Origin of the sequence: Streptomyces sp. NPDC058051 (assembly GCF_042885475.1) — a bacterium.
Classification (GTDB): Bacteria; Actinomycetota; Actinomycetes; order Streptomycetales; family Streptomycetaceae; genus Streptomyces.
Genome location: NZ_JBHVRW010000001.1, coordinates 664,704 through 679,778, shown reverse-complemented (window position 1 = coordinate 679,778; position 15,075 = coordinate 664,704). Strand labels below are relative to the sequence as shown.

Below are 15,075 nucleotides of genomic sequence, written 5' to 3'. Positions count from 1 at the left end.
CCCGTCCCCCTCCCCCTCCTCGTCCTCGTCTTCGTCCCGTTCCCGTTCCCGTTCCCGTTCCCGTCAGTCAGTCAGTCAGTCGGGAGACGGGAGCGAGGCCGAGTTCCCGGTCGCCCAGCGGTGCGAAGAAGCGCGCCACGTCGGCGTCGGTGACCTCGGCCAGATCCGCCGGAATCCACCGCGGGCTGCGGTCCTTGTCGATGATCTGGGCCCGCACACCTTCCACCAGGTCGGGCCTGGTGAAGGCGGTGCACGAAGTCCGGTACTCCTGATCGAGCGCCGCCTCCAGGCTGTCGAGCCGTCGGGATCTGCGCAGGGCGGCGAGCGTCACCTTGAGGGCGGTGGGCGACTGGGCGGCGATCGTCTCGGCTGCCTGCTTGGCCGCCGGCACACCGCTGTCGTCGAGACGGTCGAGGATCTCCTCGACGGAGTCGGCCCGGTAGCAGGAATCGATCCACTCGCGGTGCGCCGCCAGTGCACCGCTCGGCGCGGGTGAGGAGTGGCGCCGTACCGTCTCCTCGATCTCGGCAGCCGTACCGCAGCCCGCGAGCGCGGTGGTGAGCTCGGCGAGGCGCTGCGACGGCACGAAGTGGTCGGCGAGCCCGCACAGCAGGGCGTCGGCCGCGCCGACCGCGTCCGCCGTCAGTGCCAGGTGGGTGCCGAGCTCGCCGGGCGCGGATCCGAGCAGGTACGTCCCGCCCACGTCAGGGACGAAACCGATGCCGGTCTCGGGCATGGCGACACGGGAGCGTTCGGTGACCACGCGCACGTCGCCGTGGGCCGAGACGCCGACGCCCCCGCCCATCACGATGCCGTCCATGATCGCGACATACGGCTTGGGAAATCGGGCGATTCGCGCGTTGAGCCGGTACTCGTCACGCCAGAAGTCCATGGATGCACTGCCGCCCGCGCGGGCGTCGTCATGGATCCAACGGATGTCGCCGCCTGCGCAGAGGCCGCGCTCTCCGGCTCCCGTGATCAGGACCGCGGTGACGGCGTCGTCGGCCGCGGCCTCGGCCAGCGCCTCGTCGATGCGAAGCACCATGGCGTGGTTGAGCGCGTTGAGGGCGCGCGGGCGGTTGAGCGTGATGTGACGGACGCGCCCCTCGGTGTGCAGCAGGACGGATTCGTCGTGGTTCATGGTTGCGCTCCGGTCAGCCCCTGTGCCGTATCGCCCGCCGGTCACGGACGAACTTCCGCCGCCATTCTGCGGGGCGCGCCCCGGGCTCGGGCAGCAGGGGTGCCGAGGCGGGGCGGATCGGCGCTCGGCCCCGCCTTCTGCCGGGTGTCATCTGTGGCGGCCTGCCGGAACCGGTTCGACAATTGATACATCGAGACGGGGTGCACTGCAGCCCCGCCGCCCACGCCGGACGATCTCCGACGGAGCAGGAATGACCGATCACGACCAGCAGCGAGGCGCCCCCTCCCTGCCCCGCCCGCTGATCGACGTGCCCCATGGCGGCGAGACAGCGACGGCGCAGCGACTCGCCCTGAATCGGACCGGCAGTTTCGCGTGGGATCTGGACGCCCACACGCTGGACATCGACGACGCGGGCCTGCTGGTCCTCGGGCTGGATCCGTCGACTTTCGACTCACGTCCCGAGGCACTGCTGAAGCGGCTGGAGCCCGTGGAGCGCGCCCGGCTGCACGAGGCGATCGACGAGGCGATCAGGGATGGCCACAGCTCGTACAGCGTTCATCTCAGCGTGCCGGTCGACGAACGCCCGGACCAGTGGACCCATCTCCAGGCACGGATTCTGCGCGACGACGACGGACGGGCGCGCCAGGTGGTCGGGGTGGTCCGGGACGCGACGGCGGAAGTCGTTCACTCGTCCTTCATGCTGAACACGGAAAGACGTCGGCAGCGCCACACCAGCATCGTTGAACAAACGACGAGTGCGTTGTCCCGTGCGGTGACCGTGGACGATGTGACCGCGGCGCTCACCGGGCCGGGTGGAGTGGAACGGCTCGGCGCGGACGGCCTCGCGCTCGCTCTGGTCGACGACGCCTCACTGAGCCTCATCGCCCTCGGCGGCAATCCGCTGGAGGCACTCGACGAGCTCGGATCTGCGGGCCTTGACCGGAACTATCCCCTGGCCGACACACTTCTCAGCGGGCGCCCCCGGTTCCTGTCCTCGGTCCCGGAACTCATCCGCCGCTACCCTGCGCTGGCCCGCTACGCGGGACGGCTGGAGTTCAGCGCGGCCGCCTATCTGCCGCTCATCGCCCAGGCGCGCACCCTCGGCACCCTGGCCCTCTTCTACCGTGGGGACACGGCTTTCGACGCTGATGAGCGCAACCTCTGCCTTGGCCTGGCCGCCATCGTGGCCCAGTCCCTCCAGCGGGCGAAGCTCTTCGACGAGGAGCGCGAATTCGCCACCGGTCTCCAGGCGACCATGCTGCCGCGGCGGATCCAGGAGGTCGAAGGCGGCGAGCTGGCCGTGCGCTATCACGCGGCGTGGAGCGGACGCCAGGTCGGGGGTGACTGGTACGACGTGATCCCGCTGCCGATGAACCGCTTCGGCATCGTCGTGGGCGATGTGCAGGGCCATGACACGCATGCCGCCGCCATCATGGGCCAGTTGCGGATCGCCCTGCGCGCCTACGCAGGCGAGGGACACCCCCCGTCGACCGTGCTGGCGCGGGCCTCGCGCTTCCTCGCCGAACTGGACACGGAACGGTTCGCGACGTGCACGTACGCTCAGGTCGATCTCGCCTCCGGGACGGTGCGTGCGGTGCGCGCCGGGCACTTCGGGCCTCTGATCCGGCACATGGACGGCCGGGTCGGCAACCCTCAGGTGCGGGGTGGCCTGCCGCTGGGCATTTCGACCGACTTCGAGAACGAGGAGTTTCCGGAGACCCGTCTCGACCTGCTCCCGGGCGAAACTCTTGTCCTGTACACCGACGGACTGGTGGAAGAGCCGGGGGCCGATGTGGACACGGGGGTGCAGACTCTGATCGACGAGATCGGCGCGGGGCCCGCAGGTGCTGAGGACCTCGCCGATCATCTGTCGAACCGGCTCTGGGAGCGCTGGGGCTCGGGGGACGATGTCGCACTCCTGGTGCTGCGACGCAGCCCTGAATCCGGTTCCCCCCGGGCTCCGCGGCTGCATCAGTACATCCATCAGGCGGACCCTGAGGGGCTGTCCGACGCACGTACCATCGTTCGCCAGGCCCTGACCGACTGGGACTTGGCCGATTTCGCCGACGACGCCGAACTGGTGACCGACGAACTGTTGGTGAATGTGCTTCTGCATACGGAAGGCGGGGCGATTCTCACGCTGGAAATGCTGCCGGAGCCCGTCCGCCGGGTCCGGCTGTCGGTGCAGGATCTCTCCAGTGTCTGGCCGAGACGCCGCAACCCGGGTGAGACCGCGACCTCGGGCCGAGGACTGCTGCTCCTGGACGCCGTCGCCGGCCGCTGGGGCATCGAGCCCCGCGGTGAGGGGAAGGCCGTCTGGTGCGAGATCGGGCCGCCTGCGCCGTCCTGCTCCGCTCCCCCTCCACCCCCGGAGCGGAAGAAGCCGCAGCAGGCGTGAGAAGCACGGAGGGGGTGTCGCCCCCAGCGGTGCGGCACCCCCTCGACGGGTAGTCCTGACACGTTGTTGTGCCAGGACCACCGCGCCACGTCAGTGCTGTGCGGTACGACGCTTGCGCACGGACCACATGATGCCGCCGCCGGCCAGCAGAACGGCGACAGCCGCCCCGCCGATGATCGGGGTGGCGGACGAGGAGCCCGTCTCGGCGAGGTCAGGCGAGCTGGGGCTCGGAGTGGCCGCGGCGGGCGCGGACTCCGAAGCCGCCTCACTGGGCGTCGCGTCCTCGGCGGGCGCCTCCGACGAGGGCGCCGAAGACGGCGTTTCCTCGGACGGCTCGGGCGACGGGGTGGTGCTCTCGCACACCGGCGCCTTCTTGGTCTCGTCGCGCGAGAAGTTGTCGCCGTCCCCGGCCTTGACGACGAGGCGAACCGTCAGTTCCTTGTCGTGCTGGGGAAGTTCGAGCTTCTTGTGGAACTCCTTGCCGAAGTTCTCGGCGGGCAGGAGGTCCTGGCCGTCGACAGTCACGGTCACCTGGTTGGTGACGTTGCTGTTGTAGGCGGTCAGATCGAGGCTCACCTCGGTGCAGGTCACGGCCCAGGTGGGGGTGTGAGCTGCGGCCGTGCCGGCGGAGAGGACCGTGCCGGTCAGGCCGACCACCGCTGCGGCCGCGAGCGTTCCCGCGGCGCGCAGCGATCTCCTGGGTATGGTCATGAAATTCTTCCTCCGCATAGGTTTCGTCGCCTGGATGGCGGTGGGGCGCAGATTACTGCGCCTCACAACTACGCGCGCAACCGCCCCACGAAACATAGAAGTCACAACGGAACCCACATCACCACTGGTTGGGACATGGCGGACAGGTCGGACTCTCACAGGGGGCGATACATGATGTGCAGTCCGACGAATCCGTGTTTCGGATGCTCGAACCCCTCGGGAAGGGTTCCCAGGACTTCGAATCCGAGCGAGCGGTAGAGCCGGACAGCGTGGGTGTTCGTCTCCACCACGGCGTTGAACTGCATCGCCCGGAACCCCGACGAACGAGCCCAGTCCAGCGTGTACGCGCACAGCGCCCTGCCCACGCCCTGCCCCGAATGCCGGGGGTCGACCATGTAGCTGGCACTGGCGATGTGTGAGCCGTTGCCCAGGTGGTTGTTGTTCATCTTCGCCGTGCCGAGGACGATTCCCTCGTCGTCGACCGCGACCACCGTGCGATTCGGTGACGTGAGGAGCCACCAGGAGCGGGCATCGTCCTCCCCGAGGTGGAGCGGGTAGGTGAAGGTCTCGCCCGCGGCGACGATCTCGTGGAAGAACGGCCAGATGGCGGGCCAGTCTTCAGCAGTGGCTTCCCTGATCAGCATGTCGGCCAGGATGACGGCACGGGCCTCCCCCGCACGAGCTGTTTACCGACGGGGCCGCCGGGAGGAGCGCCTCCGCAGACCGAGCCGGGCGAGCAGCCCGACCGCGGCTTCGGGCGCCGCTGTCGGCACAGGCCGAGGACCGGGTGCCGGATCATGCACCGGGGCCCCATCCCGTACGGGCACGAAGGCTGGCGCGGCCTCGGGCACCGCGGCGGAACCGAACCCCTGGACAGGGCCGCGGTCCTGGGCGGACACGGAGGACCCACCAGGACCGGGAACCGGCGGGGACTCGCGCCCCGCATCCCGTTCGGCCTCGGATTCCTGCCCGGCCCCGCCTCCGGCATCGGTGCGCGGGCGCGGCTCGTCGCCCGGACGCGGGGCCGGCCTGGTCTCCCGCGCGGTGTCCAGCGCCGTGATCAGGCCGACCCTCCGCCACAGCATCTCGTCCGGCTCGTCGGCCCGCATCAGTCGCTCAGCGGTCTCTCTGGCCGTGGCCGATCCCGTTGGCCCGAAGGCCGGTTCGGGCCGGATCCTGGCGAGGTGGACGCGCTCGTACGGATCGTCGACCACTTCTGCCAACTGCACCGGATCCAGCGTCTCCGCGAGTACCGCCGCGCGGGCCCAGGGGTCCTCCGTGAGGCTCAGCAGCCGTTCGACCCGGCGCGAGCGCCAGGCACGCGCACGGCTGTCGGCGCCTCCCTCCAATCGGCTGCGCACCCAGGCCGGGCTCCTGCCCACCAGGAGCTCGGGTTCCCGGGCGGCGAACCCGGACAGCTCCTGCGCGAGATACAGCCACACCACCGCTCGGTACCGGTTGAGGTAGAAGGTGATCGGTGTGAGGCACCCCGCCCGGGCCAGCTTGGTGAAGCGGTCCGGACTGATCCCGAGCAGGACGGCTCCTTCCGCCGTGCCGACCGTGCGCACCCGCTCCCGCAGCGTCTCCGGGAACCCGCCTTGCGTCCTCAGCCGGTCGAGCTCCTCCCGGCACACCCTCGGCCTGCCGCTGCCCGGCTGCACCACCACGTGGACCAGACCTACATGCACGGCGATGGCGAACTCGCCTCGTTTCAGGCGCAGTTCCTGTGCTGCCGTGCCGACGGCCATGGTGTCGGCCGCCTGCGGGCGCACAGCTCCGGTCACAGTCATGATGTTCTCCCCCGCGAGATTCGATTACTCTCTGTGAACACCGTAATGCGGGAGAGCCCTCGCCCGCCCGGCCTGTGGAAAACTTCCACGACCGGGACGGGACGAGTCAGGCCACGTCACGTCAGGTGATTTCCCCTTCGCTCTCCACCGCGCGCGCAGCGACGCCGAGATGCTCTCCGACCCGGTTCACGAGCAGCGTCATCTCGTACGCGACGTGACCGACGTCGGCCTCGGCCGCACTCAGTACGCACAGGCAGCTGCCGTCCCCCGCGGCCGTCACGAAGAGGAGTGCCTCGTCGAACTCCACCATGGTCTGCCGCGCCCTGCCCGCCCGGAAGTGACGTCCCGATCCACGGGCGAGGCTGTGCAGTCCGGACGAGACCGCGGCAAGATGCTCCGCGTCCTCGCGCGCCAGACTCGTGCTCGCTCCGGTCACCAGTCCGTCGTTGGACAGCACCAACGCGTGGTGGATGTGCTCGACCCTGCTCGTGAGGTCGTCAAGGAGCCAGTCGAGTTCCTTGTTCAGCGCCATGTCCCCGCTCCTCCCCGCTCATACGTTCCCCGTGCCCCACGTTTCGCGTAAGCCTCGCGCACTGGTCACGTACGGGCAAGCACTCCTCGGTCATGTGGCCGGGTCACGGCCCTTCGGCGTCTCCTGGACACGCACCGCCGTGCGCGTCTGCCGCGCCCGATGGTGTGCGCACAGGTCGCCCGTGAGGCCATGGGCCCGTGGAGGGCTGCGCTCCGGCGCCTACACTGGGTACTTCGGGTGCGAGAAACGGCCCATGCGGACAGGGAGAGCGAGAGTGTCGACAGCTGCCGACGACGGAATCGGGGATCCGCCCGCGGAGGTACTGGCGGAGGCCGCTGCTGCGTTCGGTCTGCTGGCGACGCCGGCGCGGCTGCACATCGTGTGGGCCCTGTCGCAGGGCGAAAGCGATGTGACCGGGCTCGCGGACCGGGTGGGCGGCACCCTTCCTTCGGTGAGCCAGCATCTGACAAAGCTGAAACTGGCCGGTCTCGTGAGGTCCCGCCGCGAAGGCCGCCGGCAGGTGTACCTGGTCGACGATCCCGACGTGGTGACCGTCGTCCGGCTGATGGTCGGCCAGCTCGCCGCACGCGCCGGACACGCTCCGGCGCACCCCGTACGCCTCCATGAGCTCGGTGCCTGAGAGCAGTGCCGCCGCAGGTACCGGCAGCACCGATCCCGACCCGTCGCCCACCGCCGTCGTCATACCGCTGGGAGGCGCGGCGGCCGGCCTGAGCGCGGCGTCCGAGACCGGTCCGCACGCTTCACCGGGTGTGCCGCCGACCTCCTTGCAGGTGCTCCGCTCGTTGGACAGCGGGCCGCGCGGGCTGCTGGAGGCACAGGCGGAGGAACGACTTGCGCGGCTCGGCGAGAACACGCTGCCCGCCTGGCGACGCGTCTCCTGGCCCCGCCGCTTCCTGCGCAGTCTCCGGGATCCGTTCACGACGGTGCTCCTGTGTCTGAGTCTGGTATCGGCAACGGTGGCCTCCTGGGGCACGGCGTCCGTGACACTGGTGCTCGTGGTCGTCAGCTGTCTGTTGCGTTCCACGGAGGAACACCGGGCCGACCGTTCGACGGCCGCGCTCCGGCAGCTGGTGGCGACGACCGCTACCGTGCTGCGCCGCACCGGCCCGGACGCCGCGCCGCGTGCGCGCGAGGTGCCGGTCGGCGAGCTGGTGCCGGGCGATGTGATCAGACTCGGCCCGGGAGACCTCGTGCCCGCCGATGTGCGCCTGCTGCGCGCGAGCGGCCTGTCCGTACATCAGTCGGCTCTCACGGGTGAGACGGCGCCCGTCGCCAAAGAGCCCGTCGATACTCCGGGTCAGCACGGCACCGCCGACGTCGGGGCCGGCCCGTTCGGGCGGCCCGAGCTGTGTTTCCAGGGCAGCAGCGTGGCGTCGGGCAGCGGCACCGCGGTGGTGACGGCCACGGGTGCCGACACCCGGTTCGCCGCCGCGTACGACAGCTCGGCGCGCCACCGGGGCGCGAGCGCCTTCGACCGTTCGGTACAGGGGATCTCCTGGACTCTGATCCGGTTCATGCTGCTCACCCCGCCCCTGGTGCTGATGGCCAACGCGGCGCTGCGCGGCCGCGGCCTGGAGACGCTGCCGTTCGCCGTCGCGGTGGCGGTCGGGCTGACCCCGGAGATGCTGCCGGTGATCGTCACCACGGCACTGGCCAGAGGTGCCTCACTGCTTGCCCGGGACCACGGGGTGATCGTCAAAAGGCTGCCCGCTCTGCACGACCTCGGCGCGATCGATGTGCTGTGTCTGGACAAGACCGGAACCCTCACACAGGACCGTCCGGTCGTCGACCGGACGCTGAACTCGATGGGCCGAGCCGATCCGGAAGCACTGCGCTGGGCCGCGGTCAACGCCCTGTGGACGCTGCAGCTCGCCGATCTGCCCGCCGCCGACGCACTCGACGAAGCGGTTCTGGACGCCGCCGAGGAGCGGGACGAGGCGCTGTCCTCGTACGAGGGAGTGGCCGCCCTGCCGTTCGACCCGGTGCGGCGCCTCTCCACCGCGGTCGTCCGCACCCCCGGAAGGCTCGGCGTCCACACCCTCGTCACGAAGGGCGCGGTCGAGGCGGTACTGGACCGGTGCACCATGGACGATGCCGAACGCGACCGTCTGCGAGCCCTGGCCGCCCGCGAGGCCACCCACGGTCTGCGGCTGCTCGCAGTGGCCCGGACCGAGCGGCCCGCCCGGCTCGGTGCGTATACGACGGCCGACGAGCGGGGGATGGCATTCCTCGGTTTCGTCGCTCTGCGGGACGCTCTCACGCCGAGCGCCGCGCAGGCACTGACCGTGCTGGAGGACCGGGGCGTCCCCGTGAAGGTTCTCACCGGCGACGATCCGGGGACCGTCGCCCGCGCCTGCCGGGATCTGGGCCTCGATCCGGGCGACGTGGTCTCCGCGGATCGGATCGACGCGCTGTCGGACGGACAGCTCGCACAGGTCGCGGACCGGACGACCGTCTTCGCCCGCTGCACGCCCGAGCACAAGGCCCGGATCGTCTCCGCGCTGCGTACCTCCGGACACACCACCGGGTTCCTCGGCGACGGCGTCAACGACCTGCCTGCGATGCACGCGGCCGATGTGGGCATCTGCCCGCGCAACGCGGTCGACGTGGCGCGGGAGACGGCCGACGTGGTGCTCGCGGAGAAGGACCTCGCGGCCATCGAGCACGCGATCACGGCAGGCCGGCGGTCCAGCGGCAACATCGCCACATATCTGCGCATCACGCTCTCGTCGAACCTCGGCAACGTCATCGCGATGCTCGCCGCAGGGCTGATGCTGCCGTTCCTGCCGATGCTCCCGGCACAGGTCCTGGTGCAGAACCTGTGCTTCGACGTGGCGCAGCTCGCTTTCGCGTTCGACCGGCCGGCGGCTGCGGTGCTGCGGCGGCCCACGGTACTGCGCCCGCGCGACTTCCTCCGCTTCATCACGGGGTTCGGTCTGCTGAACGCCGCGGCGGACCTGGCGACGTTCGCCGTGCTGGCCTGCGCATTGCACGGGTCGGCGACGTCGGTCGGGCAGGAGGCCTTCCACTCCGGCTGGTTCACCGAGAACCTGCTCACCCAGGCTCTGGTGATGCTGCTGCTCCGCACGGGCCGCAGCACCGCCGAGGGGCACAGTGGCGGTCCACTGCGGGCGGCCGCGTCCGGTCTGGCGGTGGTCGGCCTGCTCCTGCCACTCACCCCGCTCGGTTCGCTGCTCGGCATGAGCACGCTGCCACCGCTCTATTACCTGTTGCTTGCGACGGTGCTCGCCCTGTACGCATACGGGCTGAAGGCTGCCCGTGCCCGCTACGAACGGAAGTGGAGATCCTCATGACCCCGTCGCGCGCCGTCCAGGCGGATTCCGCCACCGGTACCGTCGTCGACCAGGGGCAGGGGATACGTGCCCGCCGCGCCACTGACGACGACGTGCCCGCGCTGGTACGGCTGCGGGGTCTGATGCTGGCCGACATGGGGATGGAGACGGGCGGCCCGGACGCCCCGTGGCGGGCGGCCTGCGCGCAGTGGTTCACCGAGCGGCTGCACCGCCCCGCCACGTTCGCCGCGTTCCTGGTCGACGATCCGGAGCTCGGCACCGTGTCCAGTGCGGTCGGGACCTGTGAGGTGCGTGCGCCCGGTCCGTCGAATCCCGCCGGACTGCACGGGCATGTGTCCAATGTCAGTACCGATCCCCGTCGGCGCCGCCGTGGGCATGCCCGTGTCTGTCTCGATGCCCTGCTGACCTGGTTCCGCGAGGAGGCCCACGTCATGGTGGTCGATCTGAACGCCACCGTGGACGGCGCCGCGCTGTACGAGTCGTACGGCTTCGCAGCCCCCCGCCATCCGGCGCTTCAGCTCCGGACGGAGCGTACGCAGCGCTGAACACCGCCTCCCGTCCGGGCGCGGATCAGCCGTACGAGAGGTCCGCGCACGGGTCGTCGTCCGCCGACCGCGCGCCGTCGGCGACGGTGGACGGCACGGCTGAGGGGGCCGGGGTGTCGGGTGCCATCGACGGGTTCTGGGCGTAGGAACTGCCGAGGATCACCCGGACTCCGGCGGTGTCGGACGCCACTGCCCGAGCTCCGGCGAACAGTCGGGCGGTGGTCTCGGCCTTGTCGCGCAGCCCCGGTCCGTACTCGATGACGGTCGAGGCCTGGTCCTGGCTGCTCGCCGTGGCCGTGGTGGTGACAGTGAAGCCCCGGGCGCGCAGCAGTTCGGTCGCTCGGGCCGCCAGCCCCGTGACCGTGGTGCCGTTGTACACGGCGACGCTGATGCCCGCGCCGGAGACCGGGGCGGGGGCGGAGGGCGAGGCCGGGTCGCTCGCCCTCGCGTCGCCCTCGGTCGTTCCCTTGCCGCTGGCGTCCTGGCCGTCGACCGTGCGGTCGGCCTTCAGCGCGGCCCAGAGCGCGCCGGCGTCCGGTTCGACGATGGCGACGCGCGAGCCCTCGTAACGCCAGGGAACAGTGACGAACTTGGTGTTGTGCAGGTCGATGTTCTTCATCGACAGGGCGAACGAGAGGAGCTTGTCGGCCGAACCGAGCCCGGGGTCGACGGTCATCGCGTCGGTGGCCGCGTCGGCGAGGGGCAGCAGTTTCGTGGGGTTCAGCCCCCGGGACTTGACCTTCTTGATGAGCGCGGCCACGAATGCCTGCTGGCGCTTGATGCGCCCTATGTCCGAGCCGTCACCGATGCCGTGCCGGAGCCGGACGTAGTCGAGTGCCCGCTGCCCGGAGACGGTCTGCGGGCCCTTCGCGAAGATCCGGGCGCCTCGTGTGGGCCGCTTCGGGCTGAGGTCGCGCTGGTAGATGTCCTGGGGCAGACACACCGTGACCCCTCCGACGGCCGAGGTCAGGGCGGAGAATCCGGCGAAGTCGACGACGACGGTGTGGTCGACGCGCAGGCCAGTGAGCTGTTCGACGGTGTTCTGGGTGCAGGCCGGGTTTCCCTCGGCTGTCTCCCCGACCGAGAACGCCCCGTTGAACATCGCGTTGCGCTGCGGAGCGGTCCACTGTCCGTCCGGCATCTTGCAGGCCGGAATGTCCACCAGGGAGTCACGGGGGATGGACACGGCGACCGCGTGTTTGTGGTCGGCGTACACGTGGAGAAGGAACGCGGTGTCGGAGCGCCCCACCGCACCGGTGCCGCCACCCAGCTCGCTGTTGCTTCCCGAGCGCGAGTCCGATCCGATGACCAGGACGTTCTGTCCCTTCGACGAGCCTGGTGGCCGGTCACCGGAGATTCCGTCCGCGCTGAAGGTGTCGATGCTGCCGTTCAGCTTGAGGTAGACCCACCCGACGCCCGCGACGAGCAGCACGAGGAACGACAGCCCGAACACGGCTGTCCGCCGCAGTCGGCCGCCCCTTCGCCTGCTCGCTGCCGTCTTGTGACTTCCTGCCATCGGCCACCCCGTCCGTCCGTCTTCCACGATGGAAGACGTGCTCCGCCACCTCATGGTTGTACAGTTGCGCAATGTAGCAAGTATCGCTGTTCGAGTGGATCACCGGACCTGCCCACAGCCAGCCTGAAGCACGGTCTGCGGACGCCGAGCGGAAACACCGATCAAAACACCGAAATGAAGGGCGGGACTACATGTTGCGCAACGGCCTGGAGCCCTGGCACCTGCTGATCGTGGCGATTGTGGTGATCGTGCTGTTCGGCTCGAAGAAGCTGCCGGACACGGCCCGCGCCCTGGGCAAGTCCCTGCGGATCCTGAAGAGCGAGACGAAGGCACTGAAGGAGACGGACGTGAGCCCCGGTACCGAACCGACTCACGCGCGTGAGACACAGGCCCACTTGTAGGCGCCGCAGCCCTCGCCCTTCACTTCAAGGATTGCGCAAGCATGGGAACCATGGGCGAGGCGCCGTCGTTCACCCGGGTAGCGGCCGTTGACGCGCTGCTCACCGATTCGCTGAACCACAGGATCAATGGAGGAAAGTTCATGGGTGTGACCCTGGCCAAGGGCGGCAACGTCTCCTTGTCGAAGGAGGCGCCCGGCCTGACCGCGGTAACGGTCGGCCTGGGCTGGGACGTCCGGACGACGACAGGCGCGGATCATGACCTGGACGCGAGCGCGCTGCTGTGCTCGGAGGCCGGCAAGGTCCTCTCCGACCTGCACTTCGTCTTCTACAACAACCTGACGAGCCCTGACGGTTCGGTCCAGCACACCGGCGACAACCTGACCGGTGAGGGCGAGGGGGACGACGAATCCATCAATGTGGACCTGGCGGTCGTCCCGGCGGATGTCGCCAAGATCGTCTTCCCGGTCTCCATTCATGACGCGCAGAGCCGCGGTCAGAGTTTCGGCCAGGTCCGCAACGCGTTCATCCGCGTGGTGAACCGGGCGAACGGCATCGAGCTGGCCCGTTACGACCTCAGCGAGGACGCCTCGACCGAGACCGCCATGGTCTTCGGCGAGCTGTACCGGCACGGCGCGGAGTGGAAGTTCCGTGCGGTCGGACAGGGTTACGCCTCCGGCCTGGCCGGTATCGCGTCCGACTACGGGGTCAACGTCTGACCCCGAAAATCCGTACGGGCGTTGAGCTCGGGCTCTCTCCCCTGCCCCCATGCGACAGGGGAGAGAACCGCCCCGCGGGCAGCCCGGCCCTGTCGGCGAAACACCCCTACAGAGCGCTCAACCCGCTGATCCCCTCGCGACGGATGCGTGCCGTCCGACAGTTGTACAGACGTACGGGGCAGCTGACGCGCGCCCGGTCGACGCGACGTTGTCCGGCAGCGGCGTCGATGGGGGCGCAGCTCACTCCGTGCACGGGCCGCTACTCAGCTCCCTCCGTGCCCGGGTAGCGGCTCAGCTCTGTTCCACTCCGGTGGCGCGTACGCGATCATGCCTGTATGACCGACCACCCCACCCACGTCCAGGACTTCTTCACGGCCCGTGCCGCGGACTGGGACAGCAGGTTTCCCGACGACGGGCCCGCCTACGCCGCCGCCGTCGATTCCCTCGCGCTGCGCTCCGGCGACGCGGTACTTGACGCCGGCTGCGGCACCGGACGGGCACTGCCCGCCCTGCGCGCTGCCGTGGGGCCGCGGGGAACGGTCCTGGGTGCGGATCTCACAGCGGCCATGCTGGAGTCGGCGGTACGGGCCGGACGAGACCGGAGCGGATCGCTGCTCCTCACCGATGTCGCCCGTCTGCCCCTGCGGTCGCGGTCGCTCGACGCGGTGTTCGCGGCCGGGCTGATCTCCCATCTGTCGCGTCCCGGACCGGACCTGGCGGAGCTGGCCCGAGTGGTGCGGCCCGGGGGGCGGCTGGCCGTCTTCCATCCGATCGGGCGCGCCGCCCTGGCCGCGCGCCACGGCCGCCATCTCACGGACGACGACCTGCGGGCCGAGAACAACCTCCGTCCGCTGCTCGCACGTTCGGGCTGGCGGCTCGACGCGTACACCGATGAGGACAACCGCTTCCTCGCCCTGGCCGTACGGGTGCCCTGACCAGCCGTCCCTCTCCCCGTCGCGCTCAGTCGGCCGGAGCGTCGGGGCGCGGTCGGTGCGGAACCGGGCAGCCGCGGATGCCCGGAGTGGGGAACGTACCGAGTGCGGATATCTCGTAGCCGTCCGGATACCCCTTGATCTCCGGGTTCTGCCGTGCATAGTGCGGTGTCGGGCGCGGCGGCAGCAGTCGCACGGCTCGTGCTCTCAGACGCAGAGCACCGCGGGTGAGGTGACGGGCGACGGAGCCGGGGCGTTCGTATCGGAAGGCACCCAGCAGTGTGTCGTCGAGGAGAGCGAGGGCAACCTTCCGCGCGACGGGAGCGAAAGGGCGCGGATACCAGGAGCCCATCAGGTCGAGGGTGGCATCGGAGACACGCCGGCCCCCCTCGTCCCAGCCGAAGTGCTCGGCCTCGTAGCTGTCGAGGGTGCGTTCGAAGTCCTCGTACGTCTCCGGCAGGTCCTTGATACCCATGTGCGCGCCCAGGGTCCGGTAATAGGCGGCGCACGCCCGTAATTCGTGGTCGGACAGTCTGCGCCAGCCGTAGCTGTCGAGCCAACGCTTCGGCGTGACGACGAAGGTGCACAGCACATAGCGCATGTCGTCGTTACTGATGTCGTAGCTGCGATGCATCTGATTGATCCGGCGGACGGCCGTACGCCCCGGGTCGCTCTCGAAGCCGTGCTCCACCACCGTGTCGAGAAGCAGGGCGGTGTCGTCGTACCGCTTCTGCGAACGCTCCGTGAGTTCGGCTGTCTCCGCCAGGAGCCGGCCGATGCTGGGCACGGCGTAGGTGCGGTACAGGGCCAGTTCGAGAGCGCGGGTGATGTCCCAGGGGAACTCGTAGGTGGCCGTGATCCGGTAGATCCGCAGAAAGTCCCGTTCCGGATCGAGACGCTGAATCTCCCTCAGCCTGTCGTACCGTCTCACCGCGCTTCCCCCTTGCCTCGGCCGGACTTCCACTCTACGGCTGCGGGGAAGACCGTCAGTGCGTGAGCGTACGTCGCGCTCTCGTGGTTCCTTCTGAAGGGCGGTCTCGCCCTCATCACGCGGGCCC

14 protein-coding genes are annotated in these 15,075 nt (G+C 69.8%); 7 read left to right on the top strand and 7 right to left on the bottom strand.

The annotated features are described in order from the left end of the window. Window positions 1–67: 67 nt before the first annotated feature. Complete coding sequence (locus ACFVUT_RS02850; protein WP_389643172.1) at window positions 68–1,141, bottom strand: enoyl-CoA hydratase/isomerase family protein; 1,074 nt, start codon at window positions 1,139–1,141, stop codon at window positions 68–70. Between the two features lie 250 nt (window positions 1,142–1,391). On the opposite strand from ACFVUT_RS02850, the gene ACFVUT_RS02845 reads away from it, so the two are divergent. After that, window positions 1,392–3,539 (top strand): SpoIIE family protein phosphatase, encoded by a 2,148-nt coding sequence (locus ACFVUT_RS02845; protein WP_389643170.1) that lies wholly within the window; start codon window positions 1,392–1,394, stop codon window positions 3,537–3,539. A gap of 90 nt (window positions 3,540–3,629) precedes the next feature. Here ACFVUT_RS02845 and ACFVUT_RS02840 read toward each other — a convergent pair whose 3' ends face one another. The 4 genes from ACFVUT_RS02840 to ACFVUT_RS02825 form a co-directional block, all read right to left on the bottom strand. Continuing rightward, entirely contained in the window at window positions 3,630–4,250 is a 621-nt protein-coding gene (locus ACFVUT_RS02840) for an LAETG motif-containing sortase-dependent surface protein (protein WP_389643168.1), read from the bottom strand. A 155-nt stretch (window positions 4,251–4,405) separates the two neighbouring features. Beyond that, window positions 4,406–4,894, bottom strand: a complete 489-nt coding sequence (locus tag ACFVUT_RS02835; protein ID WP_389643167.1) for a GNAT family N-acetyltransferase — start codon at window positions 4,892–4,894, stop codon at window positions 4,406–4,408. Window positions 4,895–4,936: 42 nt separating this feature from the next. Beyond that, on the bottom strand, window positions 4,937–6,040 hold the full coding sequence (locus tag ACFVUT_RS02830; RefSeq protein WP_389643164.1) for a DUF6397 family protein: 1,104 nt from the start codon (window positions 6,038–6,040) through the stop codon (window positions 4,937–4,939). Between the two features lie 121 nt (window positions 6,041–6,161). Next, window positions 6,162–6,572, bottom strand: a complete 411-nt coding sequence (locus ACFVUT_RS02825; protein WP_389643161.1) for a roadblock/LC7 domain-containing protein — start codon at window positions 6,570–6,572, stop codon at window positions 6,162–6,164. A 274-nt stretch (window positions 6,573–6,846) separates the two neighbouring features. Between ACFVUT_RS02825 and ACFVUT_RS02820 the strand changes: the two genes are divergently transcribed. From ACFVUT_RS02820 to ACFVUT_RS02810, 3 genes are read left to right on the top strand one after another with little or no spacing between them, the layout of a single operon-like run. Continuing rightward, window positions 6,847–7,212, top strand: a complete 366-nt coding sequence (locus tag ACFVUT_RS02820) for an ArsR/SmtB family transcription factor (protein ID WP_389643158.1) — start codon at window positions 6,847–6,849, stop codon at window positions 7,210–7,212. Continuing rightward, window positions 7,196–9,907: a magnesium-translocating P-type ATPase gene (gene mgtA / locus ACFVUT_RS02815; protein WP_389643155.1), complete on the top strand. Its 2,712-nt coding sequence runs from the start codon at window positions 7,196–7,198 to the stop codon at window positions 9,905–9,907. Before ACFVUT_RS02820 ends, mgtA begins: the two co-directional genes overlap by 17 nt. After that, window positions 9,904–10,452, top strand: coding sequence for a GNAT family N-acetyltransferase (locus tag ACFVUT_RS02810; protein ID WP_389643151.1), 549 nt, complete (start codon window positions 9,904–9,906; stop codon window positions 10,450–10,452). The genes mgtA and ACFVUT_RS02810 overlap by 4 nt, the downstream gene beginning before the upstream one ends. A gap of 25 nt (window positions 10,453–10,477) precedes the next feature. On the opposite strand, the gene ACFVUT_RS02805 is transcribed toward ACFVUT_RS02810, so the two are convergent. Further along, complete coding sequence (locus ACFVUT_RS02805) at window positions 10,478–11,968, bottom strand: LCP family protein (protein WP_389643148.1); 1,491 nt, start codon at window positions 11,966–11,968, stop codon at window positions 10,478–10,480. Between the two features lie 191 nt (window positions 11,969–12,159). Here ACFVUT_RS02805 and tatA point away from each other — a divergent pair, with 191 nt between their 5' ends. The 3 genes from tatA (at window position 12,160) to ACFVUT_RS02790 (ending at window position 14,020) form a co-directional block, all read left to right on the top strand. Continuing rightward, a complete protein-coding gene (gene tatA, locus ACFVUT_RS02800) occupies window positions 12,160–12,369 on the top strand; it encodes a Sec-independent protein translocase subunit TatA (protein ID WP_389643145.1) in 210 nt (69 codons plus the stop codon). A 140-nt stretch (window positions 12,370–12,509) separates the two neighbouring features. Beyond that, entirely contained in the window at window positions 12,510–13,085 is a 576-nt protein-coding gene (locus tag ACFVUT_RS02795) for a TerD family protein (protein WP_389643619.1), read from the top strand. Between the two features lie 335 nt (window positions 13,086–13,420). After that, a complete protein-coding gene (locus ACFVUT_RS02790) occupies window positions 13,421–14,020 on the top strand; it encodes a class I SAM-dependent methyltransferase (RefSeq protein WP_389643142.1) in 600 nt (199 codons plus the stop codon). Window positions 14,021–14,045: 25 nt separating this feature from the next. On the opposite strand, the gene ACFVUT_RS02785 is transcribed toward ACFVUT_RS02790, so the two are convergent. Further along, entirely contained in the window at window positions 14,046–14,948 is a 903-nt protein-coding gene (locus ACFVUT_RS02785) for an oxygenase MpaB family protein (RefSeq protein ID WP_389643139.1), read from the bottom strand. Window positions 14,949–15,075 lie beyond the last annotated feature (127 nt).

Excerpts from the sequence above, each read along its gene's own strand:
- ACFVUT_RS02850 (WP_389643172.1), bottom strand. The coding sequence starts at position 1,141 with ATGAACCACGACGAATCCGTCCTGCTGCACACCGAGGGGCGCGTCCGT.
- ACFVUT_RS02845 (WP_389643170.1), top strand. The coding sequence starts at position 1,392 with ATGACCGATCACGACCAGCAGCGAGGCGCCCCCTCCCTGCCCCGCCCG.
- ACFVUT_RS02840 (WP_389643168.1), bottom strand. The coding sequence starts at position 4,250 with ATGACCATACCCAGGAGATCGCTGCGCGCCGCGGGAACGCTCGCGGCC.
- ACFVUT_RS02835 (WP_389643167.1), bottom strand. The coding sequence starts at position 4,894 with ATGCTGATCAGGGAAGCCACTGCTGAAGACTGGCCCGCCATCTGGCCG.
- ACFVUT_RS02830 (WP_389643164.1), bottom strand. The coding sequence starts at position 6,040 with ATGACTGTGACCGGAGCTGTGCGCCCGCAGGCGGCCGACACCATGGCC.
- ACFVUT_RS02825 (WP_389643161.1), bottom strand. The coding sequence starts at position 6,572 with ATGGCGCTGAACAAGGAACTCGACTGGCTCCTTGACGACCTCACGAGC.
- mgtA (WP_389643155.1), top strand. The coding sequence starts at position 7,196 with ATGAGCTCGGTGCCTGAGAGCAGTGCCGCCGCAGGTACCGGCAGCACC.
- ACFVUT_RS02810 (WP_389643151.1), top strand. The coding sequence starts at position 9,904 with ATGACCCCGTCGCGCGCCGTCCAGGCGGATTCCGCCACCGGTACCGTC.
- ACFVUT_RS02805 (WP_389643148.1), bottom strand. The coding sequence starts at position 11,968 with ATGGCAGGAAGTCACAAGACGGCAGCGAGCAGGCGAAGGGGCGGCCGA.
- tatA (WP_389643145.1), top strand. The coding sequence starts at position 12,160 with ATGTTGCGCAACGGCCTGGAGCCCTGGCACCTGCTGATCGTGGCGATT.
- ACFVUT_RS02795 (WP_389643619.1), top strand. The coding sequence starts at position 12,510 with ATGGGTGTGACCCTGGCCAAGGGCGGCAACGTCTCCTTGTCGAAGGAG.
- ACFVUT_RS02790 (WP_389643142.1), top strand. The coding sequence starts at position 13,421 with ATGACCGACCACCCCACCCACGTCCAGGACTTCTTCACGGCCCGTGCC.